Here is a 19,904-nt window from a genome sequence, read left to right as displayed (position 1 = left end):
GTTCATGCTGCCTTCTTGAAGCCGCCGGCCTGGGTGGCGACGCGTTCGATGCGCACCACCTGGTGCACGAAGATGCCCGGGGTCACGACGGTCTCGGGGTCGAGGGTGCCGAGCTCGGCGATGTCGTGCACGGTGGCCACCGTCTTCTTCGAGGCCATGGCCATCACCGGGCCGAAGTTGCGCGCGGCCTTGCGGTAGACCAGGTTGCCCCAGCGGTCGCCGCGCTCGGCCTTGATGAGCGCCACGTCGCCGTGGATGGGGTACTCGAGCACGTACTGCTTGCCGTCGATCTCGCGGGTTTCGCGCTTGCCCGCGAGCTGCGTGCCGTAGCCGGTCGGGCAGAAGAAGGCGCCGATGCCGGCGCCCGCGGCGCGGATGCGTTCGGCGAGGTTGCCCTGGGGCACGAGCTCGAGTTCGATCTTGCCGCTGCGGTAGAGCCCGTCGAACACCTGGCTGTCGGCTTGGCGCGGGAAGCTGCAGATGATCTTGCGCACGCGGCCAGCCTTGAGCAGCGCCGCGAGGCCGGTGTCGCCGTTGCCGGCGTTGTTGTTGACGACGGTGAGGTCCTTGGCGCCCTGCTCGACGAGGCCGTCGATGAGCTCGCCGGGAATGCCGGCAGTGCCGAAACCGCCGATGAGAACCGTGGCGCCGTCTTGGATGCCCGCGAGGGCATCGGCGACCGAGCGCGCGATCTTGTTGATCATGAAGCTTGTCTCCGGGGTGAAAAGAGGGTGACCCGAAATGTTCGCATACAGAACATTTGTTCGTATAATGAATTCTAGAGAGGATCGCTCACCATGGCAACCCAGCCCCCCAAGACAGAAACACCCGCCCCCGGCGACAGCTACGTGCAGTCGTTTGCGCGCGGCCTGCAGGTGATCCGCTCGTTCAGCGAGAGCGCGCCTCGCCAGACGCTGAGTGAGGTCGCCGCGGTCAGCGGCCTCACGCGGGCGGGCGCGCGGCGCATCCTGCTCACGCTGCAGGCGCTGGGCTATGTGGTGACCGACGGCAAGCTCTTCACGCTCACGCCGCGCATCCTCGACCTGGGGTTCGCGTACCTCTCGTCGATGCCGATCTGGAACCGCGCCGAACCGGTGATGGAGGCGCTGGTGCAAGAGGTGCAGGAGTCGTGCTCGGCCGCCGTGCTCGATGCGACCGACATCGTTTACGTGCTGCGCGTGCCGACCAAGAAGATCATGCACATCAGCCTGGGCGTGGGCTCGCGGCTGCCGGCGTACTGCACGTCGCTCGGCCGGCTGCTGCTGGCCGACCTCGAAGACGACGAGGTGCGCGCGCGGCTCGAAGCCTCGAACATCGAGGCGCTCACCAAGCACACGGTGACCGACATCGATGCGCTCATGGCCAAGGTCGCACAGGCACGCAAGCAGCAGTGGTGCCTGGTGAACCAGGAGCTCGAAGAAGGCCTCATCTCGGTGGCCGCGCCCATCGTCAACAAGCAGGGCCAGATGGTGGCCGCGCTCAACATCAGCGGGCAGGCGAACCGCACGAGTGCGAAGGTGATGCAGGAGACGATGCTGCCGGCGTTGATCGATGCGGCGAAGCAGGTGTCGCGGCTGCTTTAGGGAGCAACGAGGCCAGCCTCAGGTTGAGGCCGTCGCGCCCTCACCCTAGCCCTCTCCCAGAGGGAGAGGGGACAAGACATCAGGCCTCGGAGTGGATGCCCTTCATGATGATCACGCCGCCCAGGCGCGCCGTGTCCGCGCGCATGCGGCGGGCCAGCGCTTCGGGCGTTCCGGGCTGCGCTTGCCAGCCAGTCTTGAGCAGCGCCTGCGCCACGTCGGGCATGCTGGTCACTTCGACCAGCGCCGCGTTGAGCTTGATGACGGCGTTCTTGTTCATGCCCGCGGGGGCGGCCAGTGCGGTCCAGATTTCGAGGTCGGCGCCGCGCACGTCGGCATCGCGGATGGTGGGCAGCTCGCTCGCGAGCGGGCTGCGCTCGGGCGAGGTGACGCCGATCGCCTTCAGCTTGCCCGACTTCAGATGCGGCAGGGCCAGGCCCGGCGGCAGCAGCGCCAATTGAATTTCGCCGGCGAGCAGGCCGGCGATCACCTGCGGGTTGCCGGTGTAGGGCTTGTGCTGCGCGGTGATGGCGGCGCGGCTCTTCAGGAGCTCCATGCCCAGGTGACCCACGGTGCCCACGCCCGGCGTGCCGTACTTGCCGCCGGTGCCCAGGTTGCGCGCCCACAGTAGCCACTCGGCCGGCGTCTTGCCGGGCGCGTTGCCCGACACCGCGAGCACCAGCGGCGCGGTGCCGACCATGCCGACGGGCGCGAAGTCTCTCTCGGGGTCGAAAGGAATCGCGGGGTTCAGCAGCTTGGCGATGGTGAGGTTGCCGTTGATCAGCGCGCCGATGGTGTGGTCGTCGGTCGCCTTGGCCACCTGGTCGGCGACGAGGTTGCCGCTGGAGCCGGGCTTGTTCTCGACCGTGACCGGCTGGCGAAGGATCTTGGCCAGCGGCTCGGCGATGGCGCGGGCCGCGAGGTCGGGCGAGGCGCCTGCCGGAAAGCCCACGAGGATGCGCACGGGCTTGGTCGGCCATGCGGCTTCGCCGGCCGCCGGCTTCGGCTGGGACCACGCGCCGGGCGCGAAGAGCGAGGTGGCAACGGCCGCGGCGCCGCCTTCGAGCAGGCGGCGTTTGGTGATCATCAAGGGAGACTCCAGAGCGATGAAAGAAGTGATGAAATGTCACCACATTGTTTCAAACGTTACAGGATCATGCTGTATGGCGCAAGTCCAAAGTCGGTTCGCGCGGGGCCATTAGGATGGCCCGCCCGCGCGTCGCACGGGGCGCCGCAGCGAGGCCGCCAGAGGGAGATTCAGCACCGATGATCGAGTTTTTTCATACCAAGGAACGCCTTCGTTTTCTGTTGTTCGTGGGCGCCATTGCGACGCCGATCCTGCTCGTCGCGATATGGGTCGTGAGCAGCATGGAGACGTCGTCCGCCGCCAAGGGCGAGCCCAACGACAAGGGCGGGCTGCACTACCGCATCCAGGAAAAAAGCGGCGCCAAGGAACTGCCGCCCGCGCTGGCTGCGCTGGTCGCAGTGCCGCCGAACACCGCGATGACCGACGTGAGCGTGGACACCGACGGCGCGGGCCGCGTGACGAGCGCGGCGATCAAGGCCTTCAGCACCGACGACTTCAAGACGGTCGCAGCCTTCCACAAGCCCACGCTCGCCCCGGTGACCACCGACAGCGCGGCGTCGCTCGAGGGCGTGCGCGACGGCTACGAGATCCACATCTCGCACGAGAAGAAGTTCTTCGACAACGACCCCTACAAGGACCGCACGAAGATCGAATACACCATCAACCCCGTGAAGAAGTAGCCGCGGCCGGCGCGCGCAACAGCCTGCGCTGCGTCGGAAAAAGCGACCACCCCCAGCGCTGCTGCGCGTAGCCCCACAAGCCTTGCTTGAAGAACAGCGTGACCCCGATCGCTAGCAGCCCAAGGCCGAGCAGGTACCAGGTGCCGTAGTCGCTCAGGAACTTGTTGAGCGCCCAGAAGATGAGCGCGCCCACCAGCGGCCCTTCGATGCGGCCGATGCCGCCAATGACCACCATGAAGATGGCGAAGGCCGTCCAGTTGACGCTAAAGGCCGCATCGGGGCTGATGCGCAGGTTGCCCACGAAGTACAGCGCGCCTGCCAGGCCCGCGCCGAAGGCCGCGACCACATACACCGCGAGCTTCATGCGCGCCACCGGAATGCCTTGTGATTCGGCCGCCACTTCGTTGTCGCGAATCGCCAGCAGCGCGAGCCCGCGCTTGCTGCGCAGGAACAGGTACACCAGCGCGATGGCCGCGACCACGCAGGCCAGCGCCATCCAGTAGGTGGTGCGCTCGCGCGTGGCCTTCTCGATGCCGCGCAGCGCGGTGAGCGTGGTGCCCGAGCCGCCACCGACTGCCGACACGTTCGCGAAGCTCAGCCGGAACACCTCGGCGATGACCCAGGTGCCGATGGCGAAGTAGCCGCCGGAGAGGCGGAACGCGACGAACGACACGGGCACCGCGATGAGTCCCGCGGCCAGCGCGCCCAGCGGTATCGCCACGAACGGATTGACGCCCGCGAAGTTGCCGAGCATCAGCATCACGTAGCCGCCGAAGCCGAAGAAGGCCTGCTGCCCGATGCTCACCATGCCGCCGTAGCCCGCGAGCAGGTTCCACATCATCGCGAAGATGAAGTAGCAGGCGATCTCGACGAACTCGCGCATCCAGCTCGATTCGCCCCAGAACGGCAGGCTCGCGGCGATGAGCACGAGGGCGATGCCGAGAAAAAGCGCGGTGCGGCTTGCGGCGGTGGCGCGCTCCACGGCAATGAGGGTGGGAGGCATGTTCGTCATTCGCTTCATCCACGTGTCTTTGGAAAAAGCCCCTGCGGCCGCAGCACCAGCACGACCAGGAACACGATGTGCCCGAACCAGATGCCCCAGCCCGGATCGAGCCGGAAGCCGATCTGCTGCGTGATCCCGAGGATCATCGCGCCCGCCAGCGTGCCCCAGAACGAGCCCATGCCGCCGATGATCACGGCCTCGAAGGCGAAGAGCAGCAACAGCGGGCCGTCCGACGGCGACACCGTCGTGCGCATGCCCTGAAGCGCGCCTGCGATGGCGATCAGCACGAAGGCGATGGCGGTCGCGAATGCGTAGACCTTCTTCGCGTCGAGCCCCATGAGCTCGGCGATCTCGCGGTCGTCGGACACTGCGCGAAACGACCGGCCCAGCGCGGTGCGCGCGAAGAGCCACTGCAGCGCGCCGGTCGCGACGACCGCGATGGCCAGCACGATCAGCGGCAGCACGCCGAGCGAGAGCGAGTCTCCGAGCGCGAGGCCCTGCGTGTTGAGCCCGTTCGTCTCGATGGCGCGCGGGTCGGCCGAGAACAGTTCGAGCAAGAGGTTCTGGATGACGATCGACAGGCCGAAGGTGACGACGAGCGAAGGCAGCGGGTCCTTGCCGAGCGTGCCGTTGAGCACGTAGCGCTGCAGCGCATAGCCGAACGCGAAGGCGATGGGCAGCACCGCGAGCGCGACGAGCCAGGGCATCGCATCGCCCGCGAGCGACACGCCCGCGATGACGGCGAACGCGCCAAGGATGATGAAGTCGCCTTGCGCGGTGTTCGTGAGCCGCATGACGCCGAACATCAGCGATTGGCCGAGCGCGAAGAGCGTGTAGAGGCCGCCGAGCAGCACGCCCTGCACGAGGGTTTCAAGCATGGGTCGCCTCCATGCCGAAGTAGGCCTCTGAGATCTGCTCGCGCGTGAGGTCCGCGGACCTGCCTTCGAGCGACACGCGGCCTTCCTGGAAGCAGTAGATGCGCTGCGACACCTGGCGCGCCATCGTCACGTCCTGCTCGACGATGACCACCGTCATGCCCTCGCCGGTGATGGCGGGCATGGCCGCGTAGATCTCGCGGATGACGATGGGTGCGAGGCCGAGCGAGAGCTCGTCGCACAGCAGCACTTCGGGGTTGCTCATGAGCGCGCGGCCGAGCGCGACCATCTGCTGCTGGCCGCCCGAAAGCGAGGTGCCGGGTTGGTGGCGCTTCTCCGCAAGGATGGGGAACAGGGCGTAGAGGCGCTGCAGGTTCCAGGGGCCCTTGCGGTTCGCGGTGGCGCCCATGAGAAGGTTCTCTTCGACGCTGAGGCTGGGGAAGAGGCGGCGGCCCTCGGGGACCATGGCGAGGCCGCGGCGGACGATCTCTCCAGGCGGCAAACCGCCGATGGATTCGCCCTTGAAATGGATCGCATCGCGGGGCGCCCGCACGAGGCCGGTGAGGCTCTTGAGGAATGTCGATTTGCCTGCGCCGTTGGCGCCGATGATCGCGACGAGTTCGCCGGCGGCAAGCGAGAAGTCGATGCCGAAGAGCGCCTGCGCATCGCCGTAGGAGGCTTTCAGGCCATGCGTGGCGAGCAGCGGCGCGCTCATGCTTCCATCCCCATGTAAACGCGCCGCACTTCGGGGTCGTTCATCACCGCACGCGGCTCGCCCTCCGCCAGCTTCTGCCCGAAGTTGATGACGAACAACCGGTCCGCGAGCGACAGCAGCGCATGCACCACGTGCTCGATCCAGATCATCGTCACGCCGCGCGCCTTGATGCGCTTGAGTTCGTCGACCAGCACCGCGGCCTCGGGCTCGGTGAGCCCGCCCGCGATCTCGTCGAGCAGCAGCAACTGCGGCTTCGTCGCCAGCGCGCGCGCAAGTTCGAGGCGCTTGCGGTCCAGCAGCGTGAGCCCGCCCGCAGGCTTGTTCGCATGCGCCATCAAGCCCGTCTGCTCCAGCACCTCATGCGCCGTGCGCCACGCCTCGCGCTCGGTCTGCTGCCCGCCGAAGCAGGCGGCCGTCACGAGGTTCTCGAACACGCTCATGTTGCCGAACGGCTGCGGCACCTGGTAGCTGCGGCCGATGCCCGCGTGGCAGCGCTGGTGCGGCTTGAGCCGCGTCACGTCGCGGCCCGCGTATTCGACGCGCCCCGCATCGACGCGCACGTCGCCCGAGATCAGGTTGAACAGCGTGGTCTTGCCCGCGCCGTTCGGGCCGAGGATGCCCAGCGTCTCGCCCTCGGTCACCGCGAGCGTGATGTCGTCGGTGACCTTGAGCGCGCCATAAGCCTTGCTCACGGCATGCAGTGCCAGCAGCGCCATGTCAGAGCAGCCGCAGCGCGCCGCCGGTCGGAATGCTCTTGGCCGCCTCGTTGTTCACGATGGTGAGCTCGACCTTGTACTTCTTGCCCCTGCCCCACTGGCCGAGCACCAGCGGTGTCTTGCTGACATTCTTGAACGGCCCCTGCCCGCCCCACTTCACCGGGCCGACGACGGAGTTGATCGAGGTCGTTGCAACTGCATCGCGAACGTCGCCAGCCTTGAGCGACTTTGCGCGCCCAAGTGCATTCGCCGCCACCTCGAACAGCGCATGCGCAAAGCCGATGGGCTGCGTCCACTGCTTCCTCGCACCGGCTTCGTAAGCCTCGGCCAAGGCCTTTGCGCTCTGCTGCGTGAGGCTCGATGTGAACGGATGCGACGGGCTCCACCACACCTCGGTAGAGAGGCCATCACCCAAATCACCGAGCGCCTCGATCGCACCGGGGAACAGCAGCGCCTTGCCCAGCGTGATGACCTTCGGCTTGAAGCCCTGCTGCCGCGCCTGCGTGAGGAAGGTCTTGGCATCGGGCGGAATCACCACGCCGGTGACGATCTCCACGCCGTCTTTCTTGAACGCCGCGATCTGCGCGCTGAAATCCTGCGTGCCGTTCTGGAAGCGGCCGGGGTCGGTGAGCGTGAAGCCCATCTGCGCGAGCGGCTTCGGGAAGCCCAGCTCCTTGTCGCCCCATGCATTGCCATCGCCATCGTTCGGAAACAGGCCGCCGACCTTCTTGTTGGTGGCGAGCGTCTTCCAGCCGTTGGTGAAATTGGCGATGACGTCTTCGAGGCCCCAGAACAGGTGGTACGTCCAGTTGAAGCCCTTCGCCGGATCGCCCTTGCGGCCGAAAAACCACGGCTGCCACGGCACCACGCTGGAGATGCAGGGCACCTCGTTGAGCTCGCATGCATCGCTCACCGGGTTGGCGGTTTCGGGCGTGCCTGCCGTGAGCACGAGCGCGACTTTGTCCTTGAGGATCAGGTCATTCGCCACTTCGCCCGCGCGATTGGGGTTCGACTGGCTGTCCTTCAGCACGATCTGCACCGCGTACTTCTTGCCGCCGATGCTGATGCCGTCCTTGAACGCGGTCTTCATCTGCTCGATGACCCATTTATCGGCCTCGCCGAAAGGCGCGAGCGGGCCGGTCTGCGGCGAGACGTAGCCGATCTTGAGCGTGTCGACCGCGAACACCAGCGGTGCCGCGCCCGAGGCCACGAGTGCGGCGGTGGCCTGCGTGAATTGCCTGCGATTGAATGTCATGGTTGTCTCCGTCTTTTGTATGTGTGTCGTTGCCGCGGGGCCAAGGGTCAGGAGTCAGCGCGCGAAGTGCGGCGGTATCTGCGCGTCGACGTTCACCCACACGCTCTTGACCTGCGTGTATTCGCGCATCGCATCGAACCCCATCTCGCGGCCGTAGCCGCTCTGGCCGACGCCGCCAAAGGGCGAGCCAGGGTTCACGCGCTTGTAGCTGTTGATCCAGACCATGCCGGCGTGCAGATCGCGCGCGACCTTGTGGGCGCGCTGCAGGTCGCGGGTCCAGAGGCCGCTGCCCAGGCCGTAGTCGGTGCCGTTGGCAATCTGCATCGCCTCTTCGTCGTTCTTGAAGGTGAGCACGGTGACGAAAGGGCCGAAGACTTCTTCCTGCGCGACGCGGTCCTTGTACGACTTCGCGCGCATCACGGTGGGCTCGACGTAGCAGCCCTTCGCGAGATCGCCGCCGGGCGACTTGCCGCCCGCGAGCAGCTCGCCGCCCTCGCCTTGCGCAACCTCGACGTAGCTCAGCACGCGCTCGCGGTGCTGCGCGCTCGTGAGAGGGCCCATCTCGGTGTTCTCGTCGAGCGGGTTGCCCAGGCGAATCGACTTCGCGAGCGGAATGAACTGCTCGAGAAACGCATCGGCGATCTTCTCGTGCAGCATGAGCCGCGAGCCCGCGATACAGGCCTGCCCCTGGTTGTGGAAGATGGCCCAGGCGCTGCCGTTGACGGCCGCCTGCAGGTTCGCGTCCTCGAACACGATGTTGGGCCCCTTGCCGCCGAGTTCGAGCTGCACCTTCTTCAGGTTGCCCGCGCTGGCCTGCACGATGCGCCGGCCCGTCGCGGTGCTGCCGGTGAAGGCGATCTTCGCGATCTCCGGATGCTCGGCGATGTACTGGCCCGCGACGCTGCCCAGGCCCGGCAGCATGTTGACCACGCCGGGAGGCAGGCCCGCCTCGGCCATCAGCTCGGCGATGCGCAGTGAACTGAGCGGCGTGATCTCGGCCGGCTTCATCACAATGCAGTTTCCGGCGGCGAGCGCGGGCGCCATCTTCCAACTGGTGAACATCAGCGGGAAGTTCCATGGCACCACCTGGCCGACGATGCCGACCGGTTCGCGCAGCGTGTAGTTGAGGAAGCCCTCTTCGACCGGAATGGTCTCGCCCTGGAACTTGTCGGCCATGCCGCCGAAGTAGCGGAAGCACGCCGCCGTGCGCGGCACGTCGAGCCGACGCGAATCGCGGATGGGGTGGCCGGTGTCCAGCGATTCGAGGCGGGCGAGTTCTTCGGCGTTGGTTTCGATGAGGTCCGCGAGCTTCAGCAGGATGCGACCGCGGTCGGCGGCGGCCATGCGGCTCCATTTCGGGAACGCGCGCTTGGCGGCAGCAACGGCTTTGTCGACGTCGGCCTTGCCGGCCAGTGCGACATCGACGATGGGCGTGTTGTCGTGCGGGTTGAGCGTGGCGAGGGTCTCGCCGGATTCGGCATCGACGAAGCGGCCGTCGATGAAGAGCTGGTGGCGGATGGACGAAGCAGGCATGAGTTTCCTCTCCCTCCCCGCAAAGGGGAGAGTTGGATGGGAGCGTTGGGGGCGAAGAAAAAGACCGGTCAGAACTGGACCGGAATCTCCGGGCTCTCACCCTTCTGGATCTCGTACACCAGGCTCGGCGACCCGTTCTCCCACACCAGCAACATCGAGCGCTTCGGGCTGAAGCCCTGGTGCCGGCAGTAGGCGGGCATGGCGGCCATGTCGCCGGCCTTCATGATCACGCGCGCCATGGGCTTGCCGGTGTTCTTGTCGCCGCAGTCCCAGTGGATCTCGTCGGTCATCTGGAAGAACCACTCGACGCGGTCGTTGCCGTGAATGATCGGCAAGATGTGCTCCTCGGTCGTCGGGCACATGTAGCTGTGCTTCACCACCGAGGTGAAGCTCGGGTTCCAGGTGACCTGCGAGCGGCTCAGGAAGCCGAAGAGGTTGAAGGCGTGCACCTCGTTCTCGAAGCCGGGCTCGGGGTGCAGTTCGGGCTGCGCCTGCGGCACGTCGGCGAAGGCGCGGTTGATCGGCGCGCCGCGCTCGTCACTGCGCAGGTCGAGGTCGCCCTTCAGGCCCACGCAGCGCTTCGCGAGTTCGCGCGCCCTCGTGATCTTGGCGGTGTTGTTGCCGCTCTTGCGGCCGTAGGGCGAGCCGGTTTCCTGCGGCGCGCTGAAGGGGTCGAAGCTCTCGTTGGTCCAGTCGTCGAGCATCGCCTCGAAGGTGGCGCGGATCTGCGCCGTCGGGAAGTTCTCGAGCAGGTCGATGCCCGCGTCCTTCATCGTGCCGTTGAAGCTGCCGGCGTAGAGGTCGACCGAGTCGTAGTGGTTGACGGTGCCGAACACGTCGTCGAAATTCACCCAGCCGTAGAAGAAGCCCCAGGCCACGTCGCGCATCAGTGCGCGCAGGTAGTTGCCGGCATCGAGCGTGTGGCTCATGGGGCGGCCGTCGCGGGTCTTCCAGCCGATGTGCACGAAATACTCGTCGCGGCGAAAGCTGAAGCTGCCGAGCGAGAAGTCCTTGTAGCCGAGCGTGGCGTCGGGCTGCGATGCGATCACGCGGGCGAGTTCTGCGGGTGCGTTCATGGTGCGGTTCCTCTCAATGCGATTGGCAGATGTCGGCCCACTTCTCCACGGAGAGGTCGCCCTTGCAGCTCTGCAGGACGATCACACCCGGGTCGCCGGCGGTGCGGAACTGGTAGGCGGTATTCTTCGGCAGCAGGCCCTGGTGGCCGCGCGAGAGCTTCATCCAGCCCATCTTCCTGCCCTTGGGCTCGCCCTTCACAAGCACGGCGCCGTTCTTCTCCGTGTCGGCGACGGCCTGGCTGGCGTCGAGCTGCACGAGGTGCACTTCGACATCGCCGTCCATCACGAGTGCGAACTCGTCGTGCGCGCAGGTGAACCAGGGCGAGGTGCCCTCGGCGCGCAGCGTCTCCAGCACATAGATCTGGTTCTGGCCGAACACGACTTTCTCGTAGGGCTTGCTGATGCTCGCGATCTCGAAGCAGTTGGAGAACGCGTAGTGGCGCACGTCGTCGTCGATCGGCTCGACGTGGCCTTTCTCGAAATGCTTGAGCGATCCGAAGCGGGTCTTGTAGGCGGTGGAAGCGGGGGCGGTCATGGTGTCGTCTCCTTGGATGGACGAACTCTAGGAGTCATGCCGTCCCGCCGGTAGGGACCAGTTTGGAAGAGGATTATTCGGAGTCTCCGAACAATCGGCCGGGTTTACCCGGGATCGCTAGCCGCTCGACCGACTGAATTCAATGAGTTCGGCCGGGATCATTCCGCGCTCGATCAGCGTGGCGTCCCACGGCGGTACGCGCGTGAAGCGCGTGGCGATGTGCTCGATGAACAACCGCAGCTTGAGCGCGTTGCGCGAGGTGCCCGCATACACCGCGCTCAGCGAGAACGACGAGAGCTGGTGCTCCGCCAGCACCACGCGCAGGTCGCCGCGCGCGATCGCATCGCCCGCCACCAGCGTCGGCAGGCAGACGATGCCCGCGTGCTCCAGCGCGTATTCGCGCAGCAGGTGCACGCTGTTCGTGAGCAGCGCCGCGGCGAGGTAGATGGTGGTCTGTTCGCCCTTGTGGTGAAAGGTCCAGCGGTCGCGCGTGGGGTAGCCCGAGTACAGGCCCAGCTTGTGGCGGTGCAGCTCGCGCGGCGTGGTCGGCGTGCCGTGCGCCTCGAGGTAGGCGGGCGTGGCGCACAGCAGCCGCCGCACCGGGAAGAGCGGGCGCGACACCAGCTCCTGCGAGGCCGCGGGAAAGATCTGCAGCGCGCAGTCGACGCCGGCCTTGACCGGGTCGGCCACCGCATCGCTCACGATCAGTTCGAGGTGGATGTCGGGGTAGTTCGTCTGGAACTCGCGCAGCAAGGTGGCGAAACGGCCGAGCACCATGCCGGTCAGCGCATGGACGCGCAGCGTGCCCGAGGGCGTGCCGCGCGCATCGCGCATCTGGTCGACGATGTCGTTCGCGCGGCCGACCAGCTCGGTGCAGTCGCGCAGGAACGCCTGGCCCATGTCGCTGAGCCGGACCACCCGCGTGCTGCGGTGGAACAGCGGCGCGCCGAGGAACTCCTCCAACTGCTTCACGCGGGTGGTAACCACCGAATTGGCCACCCGCAACTGGCGCGCGGCTTCCGCAAAACTCTGGGTCTGCGCGACGCGAACGAAAGTTTCAATGCTTTGGAGGCGGTCCACGGCGGCACTGTACTGCGCAGGCCTGCTTTTTGCGTCCGGGAACGGGGTGCCTGAAGCCCCATGGGGGTAAGCCCGGAGCCGGGCGTTGCGGGCAAGACGAAAGACCTGTCATCCCTGTTTCGGAAGGTTAACTGCCCCACTTACAATGCCTGCCGCTATCCCTGCAGCCATTCCCGCCGCGTCATTTACCCCTACGAGGTCTTGTCCGCAATGCCCAAGAGCCCCCGGCCTCGCGCCCGTTTCAGCTTCTCTCCCACCGTGCGAGCCCTGCTCCTGGCCGTTGCGGCCTGCGGCGTGACGCTTCCCGCATTGGCCGCTATCGAGCACGAGGACGTCGACCGCCTCATGCAGGCCGGCAAGCTCGACGAGGCGATGGCAAAGGCCGACGCATTCCTGAAGGACAAGCCGCGCGATCCGCAGATGCGCTTTCTCAAGGGCGTGATCCAGCTGGACACCGGCAAGCGCGCCGAAGCCATCGCCGCCTTCACCCAGCTCACGGTGGATGCGCCCGAACTGCCCGAGCCGTACAACAACCTCGCGGTGATCTACGCGAGCCAGAACCAGTTCGACAAGGCCCGCGGCGCGCTGGAAAGCGCCATTCGCACCAATCCCAGCTACGCCACCGCCCAGGAGAACCTGGGCGACGTGTACGCGCGGCTCGCGAGCCAGGCCTACAGCAAGGCGCTGCAGCTGGACCAGAACAACACCGCGGTGCAGCCGAAGCTGGCCGTGATCCGCACGCTCTTCACGCCGACGCCGGGTGCTAAGTCCACGACGCTGGTGGCGGCAGCGCCCGAGGCCGTACGGCCCGCGCCTGCGCCTGCCGCGAAGGCGCCCGCCCCGGCACCTGCCGCTGCACCCGTGCCCGCGCCGGCTCCTGCGCCCGCCAAGGTGGCAGCAGCGCCCGCTCCCGCCGCTGCGCCTGCGCCGGCGCCGGCCTCCGCCAAGGTGGCAGCAGCTCCCGCAGCCAAAGCGCCTGAGGCCGCTCCGGCGCCCGCATCGGCACCTGCCGCCGCACCGGCCTCCGCCGCCGAAGTCGAATCCGCCGTTCGCGGCTGGGCTTCGGCCTGGGCCGGCCAGGACATGGAGCGCTACTTCGCCGCCTACGGCTCGGACTTCACCCCCGGCGGCGGCCAGAGCCGCAAGGGCTGGGAAGAAGACCGCCGCGCCCGCATCGTCGGCAAGTCGAGCATCAGCGTGAACATCGAGAACCTCGTGATCAAGGTCGACGGACAGAACGCCACGGCGAAGTTCCGCCAGATCTACCGCGCGGACAACCTCAACATCTCGAGCCGGAAGACGCTGGACATGCAGCGCTCGGGCAACCAATGGCACATTCGCAAGGAAAGCGTCGGCGGCTAGTGACAGACATCGTCCGGCGCGGCCGGCTTCAGAATCCTCCGTTCCCGCGCCGCGGGAACCTGCTCGCAGCGCTGATGACCGCATCGGCGCTGATGCTGGTGGCACCCAGTGCCGCCTTCGCATCGAACAAGACGGGCAGCGCAAAGACCAGCAGCGGCGCCAAGGCCGCCAGCAAGAGCGCCGGTAGCCGCAGCGCCGCGCACGCATCGTCGTCCGGCAAGAGCCGCGCTTCCGCCAGGGAAGCACGGGGCGACGCCGGCAAGTCCGTCCAGGCCAAGGGCAAAAAGGCCGCACTGGCAGAGACCCGGACCGCCTCCGCAGCCAAACCCGGCCGCAAGGCGGCACCTGCCGCCTCCATTCAGGAAGCCAGCAGCGCCGAAGCCCGCCTGATCTCCGTCTACGAAATGTTCGGCCGCGGCCAGGCCCGCCCCGCGCTGGCCAAGGCGCGCGACCTGGTGCGGGACTATCCGAACTTCCAGCTTGCGCAGCTCGTCTACGGCGACCTGCTGGCGGCCCAGGTGCCGCCCACGAATTCGCTTCCCGACACGGCCGGCATCGCCAAGATGCGCGGCAACCCGGCCATGTCCGAGCTGCACGAGGAATCGCGCCGCCGCCTGCAGGCCCTGCGCGAGCGGCCGCCGGTCGGCACCGTGCCATCGCAGTTCCTGTCGCTCTCGACCAAGAGCCGCTACGCCATCGCGGTGGATGCCTCGCGCTCGCGCCTGTACCTGCTGGAGAACTCCGACAAGGGGCTCAAGCTGGTGGCCGACTACTACATCTCGGTCGGCAAGTCGGGCACCGACAAGCTCGCCGAGGGCGATGCCCGAACCCCGCTGGGCGTGTACTACATCACCAGCCGCCTCGACCCGAAGTCGCTGAAGGACTTCTACGGCGCGGGCGCCCTGCCCATCAACTACCCGAACCCGTACGACATGCGGCGCGGCAGGACCGGCGGTGGCATCTGGCTGCACGGCACCCCGCCCCAGCAGTTCGCCCGGGCGCCGCTCGCGAGCGACGGCTGCGTAGTCATGGCCAACCCCGACCTGAAGCAGTTGCTGCGCAAGGTTCAGGTCGGTGCCACGCCGGTGGTCACCGCCCGCAGCCTGCAATGGATTTCGCCGCCGCAGGCCGAAAAAGAAGCCCAGACATTTACCAGCGCAATTACCGCGTGGAAAGATACGCGGGCCAGCGGAAATGAAGCGCAATTGAAGAAATTCTATTTGCCGGATTTCCAGCGCAGCAATAAAAAAACAACCGAAGGTATTTCGGTCCACGACGAAGTGGAATATGCGCAAGGCAAGCGTGTCCAGTTCAAGGACATGTCGTATTTGCACTGGCGTGACGGCGACGACACCATGGTCGCCACCTTCGGAGAAGTCTTCGAAGGCGAAAAGAGCGGGCGCACCCGGCGCCAGTACTGGCTGCGCCAAGGCAGCGAGTGGAAGCTCTTTCACGAAGAAATCCTGGGCTGAACACCCTCCGATCCCCTCTCGGCGAGGGGGTCACCCCCTCCCATCTGTGATTTTTTGCGCAGCCGCAGCACCTATTTTGGGTGTTACATCTCGGCCTTCGCGACCCCGTGCTACGTAACACGTAACGCCTTTGTTCCCGTAACACCGCCATCCCGCGCGTTCCCGGCACGTAACGCGCCCTCCCATCTTCATGGGAGTTTCGATGCGGTTTACAGAGGGAAAAATACGTCTCTAGATTGTTAACGAACCTGACCAGGAGCTCCTGGGCCTGGGTGGCAGGAGGCTGGCCGCTATCCTGCTATGTACTCCTTCAATATCACACGAAGGACCTCACTCCCTCGGGTTTGTCATGTTGATACACGGAGTTACGCTGTATAACATCCACCTTGCCAGTCGTTGTTCAACTCTCCTCAAGAGGTAAATCATGCTTAGTTCTATTACTCGCTTTATTCGTGATGAAGAAGGTGCTACCGCAATTGAATATGGCGTCATTGCTGGTTTGATTACGATTCTTCTGGTCGCTCTTTTCAACCCCACGGGAACCACTGGCTTCGCCGGCGCGATCAAGGGACTGTTCACCAATCTCGCCGCGCAATTGACCAAGGCAGTTCCCGCGAGCTGAAAAATGACTGGGGTAGAGCTGATTTGGCTTCTCCCGGTCATCGTCTATGACTTCTACCAGCGCCGCGTTCCCAATTGGTTGGTCCTTACAGGTGCTGCCTTGGCTTTGACAACTCTCTCCCTGGGACAGCAGCCGGTCGGCGTTGGCTGGTTCGACGCATTGGCCGGTGCCGTCCTGGGGTTTGGTTTCCTGCTGCTTTTCTATGCTTTCAACCTGATGGGCGCTGGCGACGTGAAATTCGCAGGCGCCCTGGGTTTGTGGGTGGGCTGGCAAGGGTTGGTCCCGATCTGGATCGGCGCCACCCTTCTGGCAGGAATGCACGGCGTGCTCTGGCTGGTACTGCAGCGTTGGCCGTGGTTTCCGCGACTGGCCCTGGCACTGTCCGGCCCGGTCAAGGAGTCGGGCACCCACAGCGCCCGGAGTTCAAAGCGCGTCATTCCCTACGCCGCCTATCTTGCAATCACCGCCGGGATTTGGATCGTCTGGGGTCGACAGCGCTGAGCTGTCCACGTCGTCAGAGGCTCTTTCACCAACTCCGTCGATAGACCATCCAACCGCCTCACCCCAACGCCCATGATCCACCTCACGAAAATCATCGCCGCCGTTCTAGTGCTCGTGGCCATCGCGCTAGGGGGCTACGCCTGGATACTCAGCCGCCAACCACCACCGCCGTCAGTGGCGGCTGCGCCTCCCGCCGTGACGGTCAAATCCGACGCCCAAACCTACGCCGTCGTCGTCGCGGCCAAATCCATCCCCGCAGGCAAGGTCATTTCGGCCGATCTCCTGCGCGTCGCGCGCCTGCCCATCAATCCGTCGGGCGCATTCAAGGATGTGACCGAGGCGGTCGGCCGGGTACCCGTGCTCGATCTGGGAGAAGGAACCCCGCTTCAAGAGGGTCAGTTGGTCTCCGGTCTGGCTCTGCGCGTGAACGAAGGCGAGCGAGCGATCGCCATCAAGGCCGATGAAGTCATGGGTGTGGGCAACAAGGTGCAGCCCGGAGATTTCGTCGACGTCTTCGTCATGCTCAAGTCCGAAGGAAAGGACATAGACCGAAGTCAGGCCCGCCTGCTTCTTGCGCGCAAGCGCGTGCTGGCGTTCGGCAACGCATCGGTCGACGGGCTGCCTTCCAAGACTGCCGACGGGCCCATGACCCAGGCGCAACAACGAGCAGACAACGCGCGAACCGCCGTGCTCGCGGTACCCGTGGACGACGTCAACCGCCTCACGCTCGGCGAATCCAGTGGCCGCCTGCTCCTGGCATTGCGCCATCCATCCGACCTCTCGGAACCGGACCCGGCGCTCTTTGCTGCGCTGCCCACGGCATTGCAACCCGTAGCCACCAAACCAGGCGAGCCACGCCGGGCACCGCTGGTCGGCTTGGACAAAGCACAGGCGGGTCTCACGGTGGCCGATCTGGTGAATGGCGGGGCCGCTTCGGAGACCGGCCGACGAAGCGGCGCCGCGACTCGTGTGTCGACGGGCTCCGCCGGAACTCATCCGGGCGGCGGCACACGTCCGGGCATCGAAGTCGAAATGATTCGAGGCGAACGCAGCGAGACCGTTCGCTACTGAACGCAACCATCCGTCATGACTGTCACTGTTTCAGAAAGAAAACCATGCCCTTGCCCCGTGTGATGACGAAGCCAGCCAATCGCCGCTCCACGACAGGCAGTCATCTGCGGCCGCGGCGTGGCCGACTGGCAACCGCGTGCATCCTGAGCATCGGCATCTGGTCGCCAATTTTTGCCGCCGGTGTGCCTTCGTCGTCGCAGACGGCATTGACGATGCTCGCTGGCACACAACAGGAAGTGCTGATCGACAAGGGGGTGGACCGTATCGCGATCGCAAACGAAACGGTTGTAGGGGTCACGATCACGCGCAAGACGGCAGGCTCTCCCTCGGCACGACTTATCCTGACGGGAAAGGCACCGGGCAATACGACGCTCATGGTCTGGGAGAAGGGGCGCCCGGCAGCAACCATCTACGCGGTGGAGGTGCGACGCCGTGATGCGAAGCTCGACGGCACGATGGACAGCGTTCCCGCCTATCAACAGGCGCGCGATGCCGCGCTGGCAAGCCACCCCGAAAAAGCAACCGTGAACGACCGCTCGTCGATCAACGTTCGCAGCGACACCGTGCAGGTCGAGGTCAAGGTCGTCGAATTCAATCGCAGCGTGCTCAAGCAGGCAGGGCTGAATATCTTCAGCACTCGCGCCAATTCCAGTGGCTTCAGCTTCGGCGTCTTTACGCCGGCCTCGGTCAAGAGCGCAACTTTCAATTCGAATGGCGCCATCACTGGCGAATACAACAACCCGCTGGCACAGGCCTTCAGCCTGCTCTTCAACTTCGGCAAGGCAGGCATCGGGCTGAACGTCGGCTTCCTCGAAGGCAACGGCATGGCCCGAGTCCTTGCAGAGCCCACCCTCGTCGCGATGTCCGGTCAGAGTGCGAGCTTCCTCTCCGGCGGGGAGCTGCCCGTACCTGCCCCGCAGGGTCTGGGAACCACGAGCATCGAATACAAGCCGTTTGGTATCGGCCTGACACTGACTCCCACCGTGCTGTCGAACGATCGCATCGTGCTCAAGGTTGCACCCGAGGCCAGTGATCTGGACTATGCCAACTCGCTGAGCATCGGAGGCGTTGCAGTGCCGGCGATCACCACCCGCCGGGCAGACACGACGGTCGAACTTGGCGACGGCGAAAGCTTCATCATCGGCGGGCTGGTGAGTCGCACCACAACGTCCAGTGCAGACAAGGTTCCGCTCCTGGGGGACTTGCCTGTCCTTGGCTCCTTCTTCAAGCAAAGCAAGTACCAGATGAACGAGAAGGAACTGGTGATCGTGGTCACACCGCACTTGGTAAAACCCATTGCCCGCGACACCGACCTGACCCCATTCCTGCCCGGCGCTGCGGAGCAACGTGATGGTGCCGTCTGGCGCTCCATCTTCCTCAACAACCCGGCCAACGCGGCCCTTCCCGGCTTTTCGCGCTGACTGGATGACGCAACCATGAACAGCAGACTGGCGCCATGAACGCTCCACGCGACAGCATCCCGGAAACGGGTGCCGAAACCTACCTGTTCGCATCGAGCAACGACAGCCACGTCACCTGGCTGACCGATGCCCTCGGGCGCCTCGGTTCTGTCGTGGTACTTGCGTCCGATACGAAATCGCTCGACGAGCGCATCGCGCTCCTCGGCCCGTTGGCCGTGTTCCTGGATTTCTCTCCAGACCAAAGCGCAGCAGCAAGCCAGCTCCATCAGCGCCTCAAACGGGACTGGCCCGCGTTGCCCGTGCTTGCAACCGGGATCTCGGCCGAACCCGCAGCCATGCTGGCAGCTTTGCGTGCGGGCGTCGATGACTTCATCGATATGGCGGCCCCCCCGAGCGACGCGGTCGAAACATTGAAGATGCTGCTCGAACGGCGCAGCAATCTCCAAAGCGGCACACGCGGCGCCACGCTGGCGCTGCTGGGCGCGCGAGGTGGACTGGGCGTCACCACATTGGCCACCAGCCTGGCCCTTGCGCTGAATGATCAGTTGGCACAGGTGCCGGCGCGCCCGCCGGGCCGCAGCACGCGGCAAGGCGTGGCGCTGCTCGACCTGGGCCTGCCGGCGCGCGATGGCCTGCTGTACCTCGACACGCAAAGCGGCTTCAGCTTCGTCGACGGCGTGCGCAACCTGCGCCGGCTTGACCAGACGCTGCTGCACACCGCGCTGGCGCATCACACTAGCGGCGTTGCAGTGTTGCCGTTGCCGGCCAGCCTCACGCAGGTCCGCGAAATATCGCATGCCGATTCAGTGGCGTTGATCAAGCGCCTCGGCGATTTCTTCGACTTCCAGATCGCTGACCTGGGCGGTTTCTCCACGATCGATTTCGTCGCCCAGACCGTGCGCGAAGCTCAGAGCAGTTGGGTCGTTTGCGACCAGAGCATCGGTGCGATCGTCTCCACCGCCAACATGCTCAAAGAACTGCGCACACGTGGCGTCGAGACGGAGCGGCTCTCGCTGGTGGTCAACAAGTTCGACAGCCATGTGGGACTGTCTGCAAAGGATATTGCAGAGCGCCTCGAACTGCCCCTGCGGCATGTACTGCCGGCCCGCAGTTCCGCACTCCTGGCGGCTGCGAGCCGCGGCGAGATGCTGGTTCGCACGGCGCGCAACGATCCCTACTCACAGGCAGTGACCGGATTCGCTCGCGGCCTGCACCAAGAATATATGTCTGCCACGGGCACCCCCCCAGCTAAGGATCCACGCTGGCTTGCGCGCATCTCGCAAGTCACTGGTCTTTGGAAGAGCTCAAACGAAGGCTGAT

Annotated in this window: 20 protein-coding genes; 9 read left to right on the top strand and 11 right to left on the bottom strand. The window is 65.6% G+C overall.

Annotation, left to right across the window (positions count from 1 at the left end):
- Positions 1 to 2: 2 nt before the first annotated feature.
- Positions 3 to 704: a 3-oxoacid CoA-transferase subunit A gene (locus tag ACSFA7_RS31495; protein WP_435502990.1), complete on the bottom strand. Its 702-nt coding sequence runs from the start codon at positions 702 to 704 to the stop codon at positions 3 to 5.
- A 93-nt stretch (positions 705 to 797) separates the two neighbouring features.
- Here ACSFA7_RS31495 and ACSFA7_RS31490 point away from each other — a divergent pair, with 93 nt between their 5' ends.
- The gene (locus ACSFA7_RS31490) at positions 798 to 1,583 is read left to right on the top strand and encodes an IclR family transcriptional regulator domain-containing protein (protein ID WP_435502989.1); all 786 of its coding nucleotides are present in this window, start codon (positions 798 to 800) and stop codon (positions 1,581 to 1,583) included.
- 79 nt (positions 1,584 to 1,662) lie between these two features.
- Here ACSFA7_RS31490 and ACSFA7_RS31485 read toward each other — a convergent pair whose 3' ends face one another.
- Positions 1,663 to 2,670 carry a Bug family tripartite tricarboxylate transporter substrate binding protein gene (locus ACSFA7_RS31485; protein ID WP_435502988.1) on the bottom strand — a complete coding sequence of 336 codons (1,008 nt, stop codon included), beginning with the start codon at positions 2,668 to 2,670 and terminating at the stop codon, positions 1,663 to 1,665.
- Positions 2,671 to 2,846: 176 nt separating this feature from the next.
- On the opposite strand from ACSFA7_RS31485, the gene ACSFA7_RS31480 reads away from it, so the two are divergent.
- The gene (locus ACSFA7_RS31480; RefSeq protein WP_435502987.1) at positions 2,847 to 3,347 is read left to right on the top strand and encodes a hypothetical protein; all 501 of its coding nucleotides are present in this window, start codon (positions 2,847 to 2,849) and stop codon (positions 3,345 to 3,347) included.
- Here ACSFA7_RS31480 and ACSFA7_RS31475 read toward each other — a convergent pair.
- From ACSFA7_RS31475 to ACSFA7_RS31435, 9 genes are all read right to left on the bottom strand, one after another.
- A complete protein-coding gene (locus tag ACSFA7_RS31475) occupies positions 3,328 to 4,350 on the bottom strand; it encodes a branched-chain amino acid ABC transporter permease (protein WP_435502986.1) in 1,023 nt (340 codons plus the stop codon). The two genes, ACSFA7_RS31480 and ACSFA7_RS31475, sit on opposite strands and share 20 nt — an antisense overlap.
- A gap of 14 nt (positions 4,351 to 4,364) precedes the next feature.
- Positions 4,365 to 5,228 carry a branched-chain amino acid ABC transporter permease gene (locus ACSFA7_RS31470; RefSeq protein ID WP_435502985.1) on the bottom strand — a complete coding sequence of 288 codons (864 nt, stop codon included), beginning with the start codon at positions 5,226 to 5,228 and terminating at the stop codon, positions 4,365 to 4,367.
- Complete coding sequence (locus tag ACSFA7_RS31465) at positions 5,221 to 5,940, bottom strand: ABC transporter ATP-binding protein (RefSeq protein ID WP_435502984.1); 720 nt, start codon at positions 5,938 to 5,940, stop codon at positions 5,221 to 5,223. Before ACSFA7_RS31465 ends, ACSFA7_RS31470 begins: the two co-directional genes overlap by 8 nt.
- Positions 5,937 to 6,656: an ABC transporter ATP-binding protein gene (locus ACSFA7_RS31460; protein ID WP_435502983.1), complete on the bottom strand. Its 720-nt coding sequence runs from the start codon at positions 6,654 to 6,656 to the stop codon at positions 5,937 to 5,939. Before ACSFA7_RS31460 ends, ACSFA7_RS31465 begins: the two co-directional genes overlap by 4 nt.
- A gap of 1 nt (position 6,657) precedes the next feature.
- Positions 6,658 to 7,911, bottom strand: a complete 1,254-nt coding sequence (locus tag ACSFA7_RS31455) for an ABC transporter substrate-binding protein (RefSeq protein WP_435502982.1) — start codon at positions 7,909 to 7,911, stop codon at positions 6,658 to 6,660.
- A 54-nt stretch (positions 7,912 to 7,965) separates the two neighbouring features.
- Positions 7,966 to 9,429, bottom strand: a complete 1,464-nt coding sequence (locus ACSFA7_RS31450) for an aldehyde dehydrogenase family protein (RefSeq protein WP_435503089.1) — start codon at positions 9,427 to 9,429, stop codon at positions 7,966 to 7,968.
- 83 nt (positions 9,430 to 9,512) lie between these two features.
- Entirely contained in the window at positions 9,513 to 10,520 is a 1,008-nt protein-coding gene (locus ACSFA7_RS31445) for a hydroxyquinol 1,2-dioxygenase (RefSeq protein WP_435502981.1), read from the bottom strand.
- Between the two features lie 13 nt (positions 10,521 to 10,533).
- Positions 10,534 to 11,055 carry a cupin domain-containing protein gene (locus ACSFA7_RS31440; RefSeq protein ID WP_435502980.1) on the bottom strand — a complete coding sequence of 174 codons (522 nt, stop codon included), beginning with the start codon at positions 11,053 to 11,055 and terminating at the stop codon, positions 10,534 to 10,536.
- 117 nt (positions 11,056 to 11,172) lie between these two features.
- Positions 11,173 to 12,135 carry a LysR family transcriptional regulator gene (locus tag ACSFA7_RS31435; protein ID WP_435502979.1) on the bottom strand — a complete coding sequence of 321 codons (963 nt, stop codon included), beginning with the start codon at positions 12,133 to 12,135 and terminating at the stop codon, positions 11,173 to 11,175.
- Positions 12,136 to 12,345: 210 nt separating this feature from the next.
- On the opposite strand from ACSFA7_RS31435, the gene ACSFA7_RS31430 reads away from it, so the two are divergent.
- From ACSFA7_RS31430 to ACSFA7_RS31400, 7 genes are all read left to right on the top strand, one after another.
- Positions 12,346 to 13,497, top strand: a complete 1,152-nt coding sequence (locus ACSFA7_RS31430; protein WP_435502978.1) for a nuclear transport factor 2 family protein — start codon at positions 12,346 to 12,348, stop codon at positions 13,495 to 13,497.
- Positions 13,464 to 14,969, top strand: coding sequence for a L,D-transpeptidase family protein (locus ACSFA7_RS31425; RefSeq protein WP_435502977.1), 1,506 nt, complete (start codon positions 13,464 to 13,466; stop codon positions 14,967 to 14,969). Before ACSFA7_RS31430 ends, ACSFA7_RS31425 begins: the two co-directional genes overlap by 34 nt.
- A gap of 424 nt (positions 14,970 to 15,393) precedes the next feature.
- Complete coding sequence (locus ACSFA7_RS31420) at positions 15,394 to 15,591, top strand: Flp family type IVb pilin (protein WP_435502976.1); 198 nt, start codon at positions 15,394 to 15,396, stop codon at positions 15,589 to 15,591.
- A 3-nt stretch (positions 15,592 to 15,594) separates the two neighbouring features.
- Positions 15,595 to 16,092, top strand: a complete 498-nt coding sequence (locus ACSFA7_RS31415; protein WP_435502975.1) for an A24 family peptidase — start codon at positions 15,595 to 15,597, stop codon at positions 16,090 to 16,092.
- Positions 16,093 to 16,164: 72 nt separating this feature from the next.
- A complete protein-coding gene (gene cpaB / locus ACSFA7_RS31410; RefSeq protein ID WP_435502974.1) occupies positions 16,165 to 17,163 on the top strand; it encodes a Flp pilus assembly protein CpaB in 999 nt (332 codons plus the stop codon).
- Positions 17,164 to 17,207: 44 nt separating this feature from the next.
- Complete coding sequence (locus ACSFA7_RS31405) at positions 17,208 to 18,584, top strand: type II and III secretion system protein family protein (protein ID WP_435502973.1); 1,377 nt, start codon at positions 17,208 to 17,210, stop codon at positions 18,582 to 18,584.
- 35 nt (positions 18,585 to 18,619) lie between these two features.
- Positions 18,620 to 19,903: a CpaE/TadZ family protein gene (locus tag ACSFA7_RS31400; RefSeq protein ID WP_435502972.1), complete on the top strand. Its 1,284-nt coding sequence runs from the start codon at positions 18,620 to 18,622 to the stop codon at positions 19,901 to 19,903.
- Position 19,904: the final 1 nt, after the last annotated feature.

It is taken from the genome of Variovorax trehalosi (genome assembly GCF_051216415.1).
Taxonomy (GTDB): Bacteria; Pseudomonadota; Gammaproteobacteria; order Burkholderiales; family Burkholderiaceae_C; genus Variovorax.
The sequence above is the reverse complement of the archived record's forward strand: the minus strand, read 5'-3'. Positions and strand labels throughout refer to the sequence as shown.

What these genes read in the sequence shown, in the direction of transcription:
- ACSFA7_RS31495 (WP_435502990.1), bottom strand. Translation starts at nt 704, where the DNA reads ATGATCAACAAGATCGCGCGCTCGGTCGCCGATGCCCTCGCGGGCATC.
- ACSFA7_RS31490 (WP_435502989.1), top strand. Translation starts at nt 798, where the DNA reads ATGGCAACCCAGCCCCCCAAGACAGAAACACCCGCCCCCGGCGACAGC.
- ACSFA7_RS31480 (WP_435502987.1), top strand. Translation starts at nt 2,847, where the DNA reads ATGATCGAGTTTTTTCATACCAAGGAACGCCTTCGTTTTCTGTTGTTC.
- ACSFA7_RS31475 (WP_435502986.1), bottom strand. Translation starts at nt 4,350, where the DNA reads ATGCCTCCCACCCTCATTGCCGTGGAGCGCGCCACCGCCGCAAGCCGC.
- ACSFA7_RS31470 (WP_435502985.1), bottom strand. Translation starts at nt 5,228, where the DNA reads ATGCTTGAAACCCTCGTGCAGGGCGTGCTGCTCGGCGGCCTCTACACG.
- ACSFA7_RS31465 (WP_435502984.1), bottom strand. Translation starts at nt 5,940, where the DNA reads ATGAGCGCGCCGCTGCTCGCCACGCATGGCCTGAAAGCCTCCTACGGC.
- ACSFA7_RS31460 (WP_435502983.1), bottom strand. Translation starts at nt 6,656, where the DNA reads ATGGCGCTGCTGGCACTGCATGCCGTGAGCAAGGCTTATGGCGCGCTC.
- ACSFA7_RS31455 (WP_435502982.1), bottom strand. Translation starts at nt 7,911, where the DNA reads ATGACATTCAATCGCAGGCAATTCACGCAGGCCACCGCCGCACTCGTG.
- ACSFA7_RS31445 (WP_435502981.1), bottom strand. Translation starts at nt 10,520, where the DNA reads ATGAACGCACCCGCAGAACTCGCCCGCGTGATCGCATCGCAGCCCGAC.
- ACSFA7_RS31440 (WP_435502980.1), bottom strand. Translation starts at nt 11,055, where the DNA reads ATGACCGCCCCCGCTTCCACCGCCTACAAGACCCGCTTCGGATCGCTC.
- ACSFA7_RS31430 (WP_435502978.1), top strand. Translation starts at nt 12,346, where the DNA reads ATGCCCAAGAGCCCCCGGCCTCGCGCCCGTTTCAGCTTCTCTCCCACC.
- ACSFA7_RS31425 (WP_435502977.1), top strand. Translation starts at nt 13,464, where the DNA reads ATGGCACATTCGCAAGGAAAGCGTCGGCGGCTAGTGACAGACATCGTC.
- ACSFA7_RS31420 (WP_435502976.1), top strand. Translation starts at nt 15,394, where the DNA reads ATGCTTAGTTCTATTACTCGCTTTATTCGTGATGAAGAAGGTGCTACC.
- ACSFA7_RS31415 (WP_435502975.1), top strand. Translation starts at nt 15,595, where the DNA reads ATGACTGGGGTAGAGCTGATTTGGCTTCTCCCGGTCATCGTCTATGAC.
- cpaB (WP_435502974.1), top strand. Translation starts at nt 16,165, where the DNA reads ATGATCCACCTCACGAAAATCATCGCCGCCGTTCTAGTGCTCGTGGCC.
- ACSFA7_RS31405 (WP_435502973.1), top strand. Translation starts at nt 17,208, where the DNA reads ATGCCCTTGCCCCGTGTGATGACGAAGCCAGCCAATCGCCGCTCCACG.
- ACSFA7_RS31400 (WP_435502972.1), top strand. Translation starts at nt 18,620, where the DNA reads ATGAACGCTCCACGCGACAGCATCCCGGAAACGGGTGCCGAAACCTAC.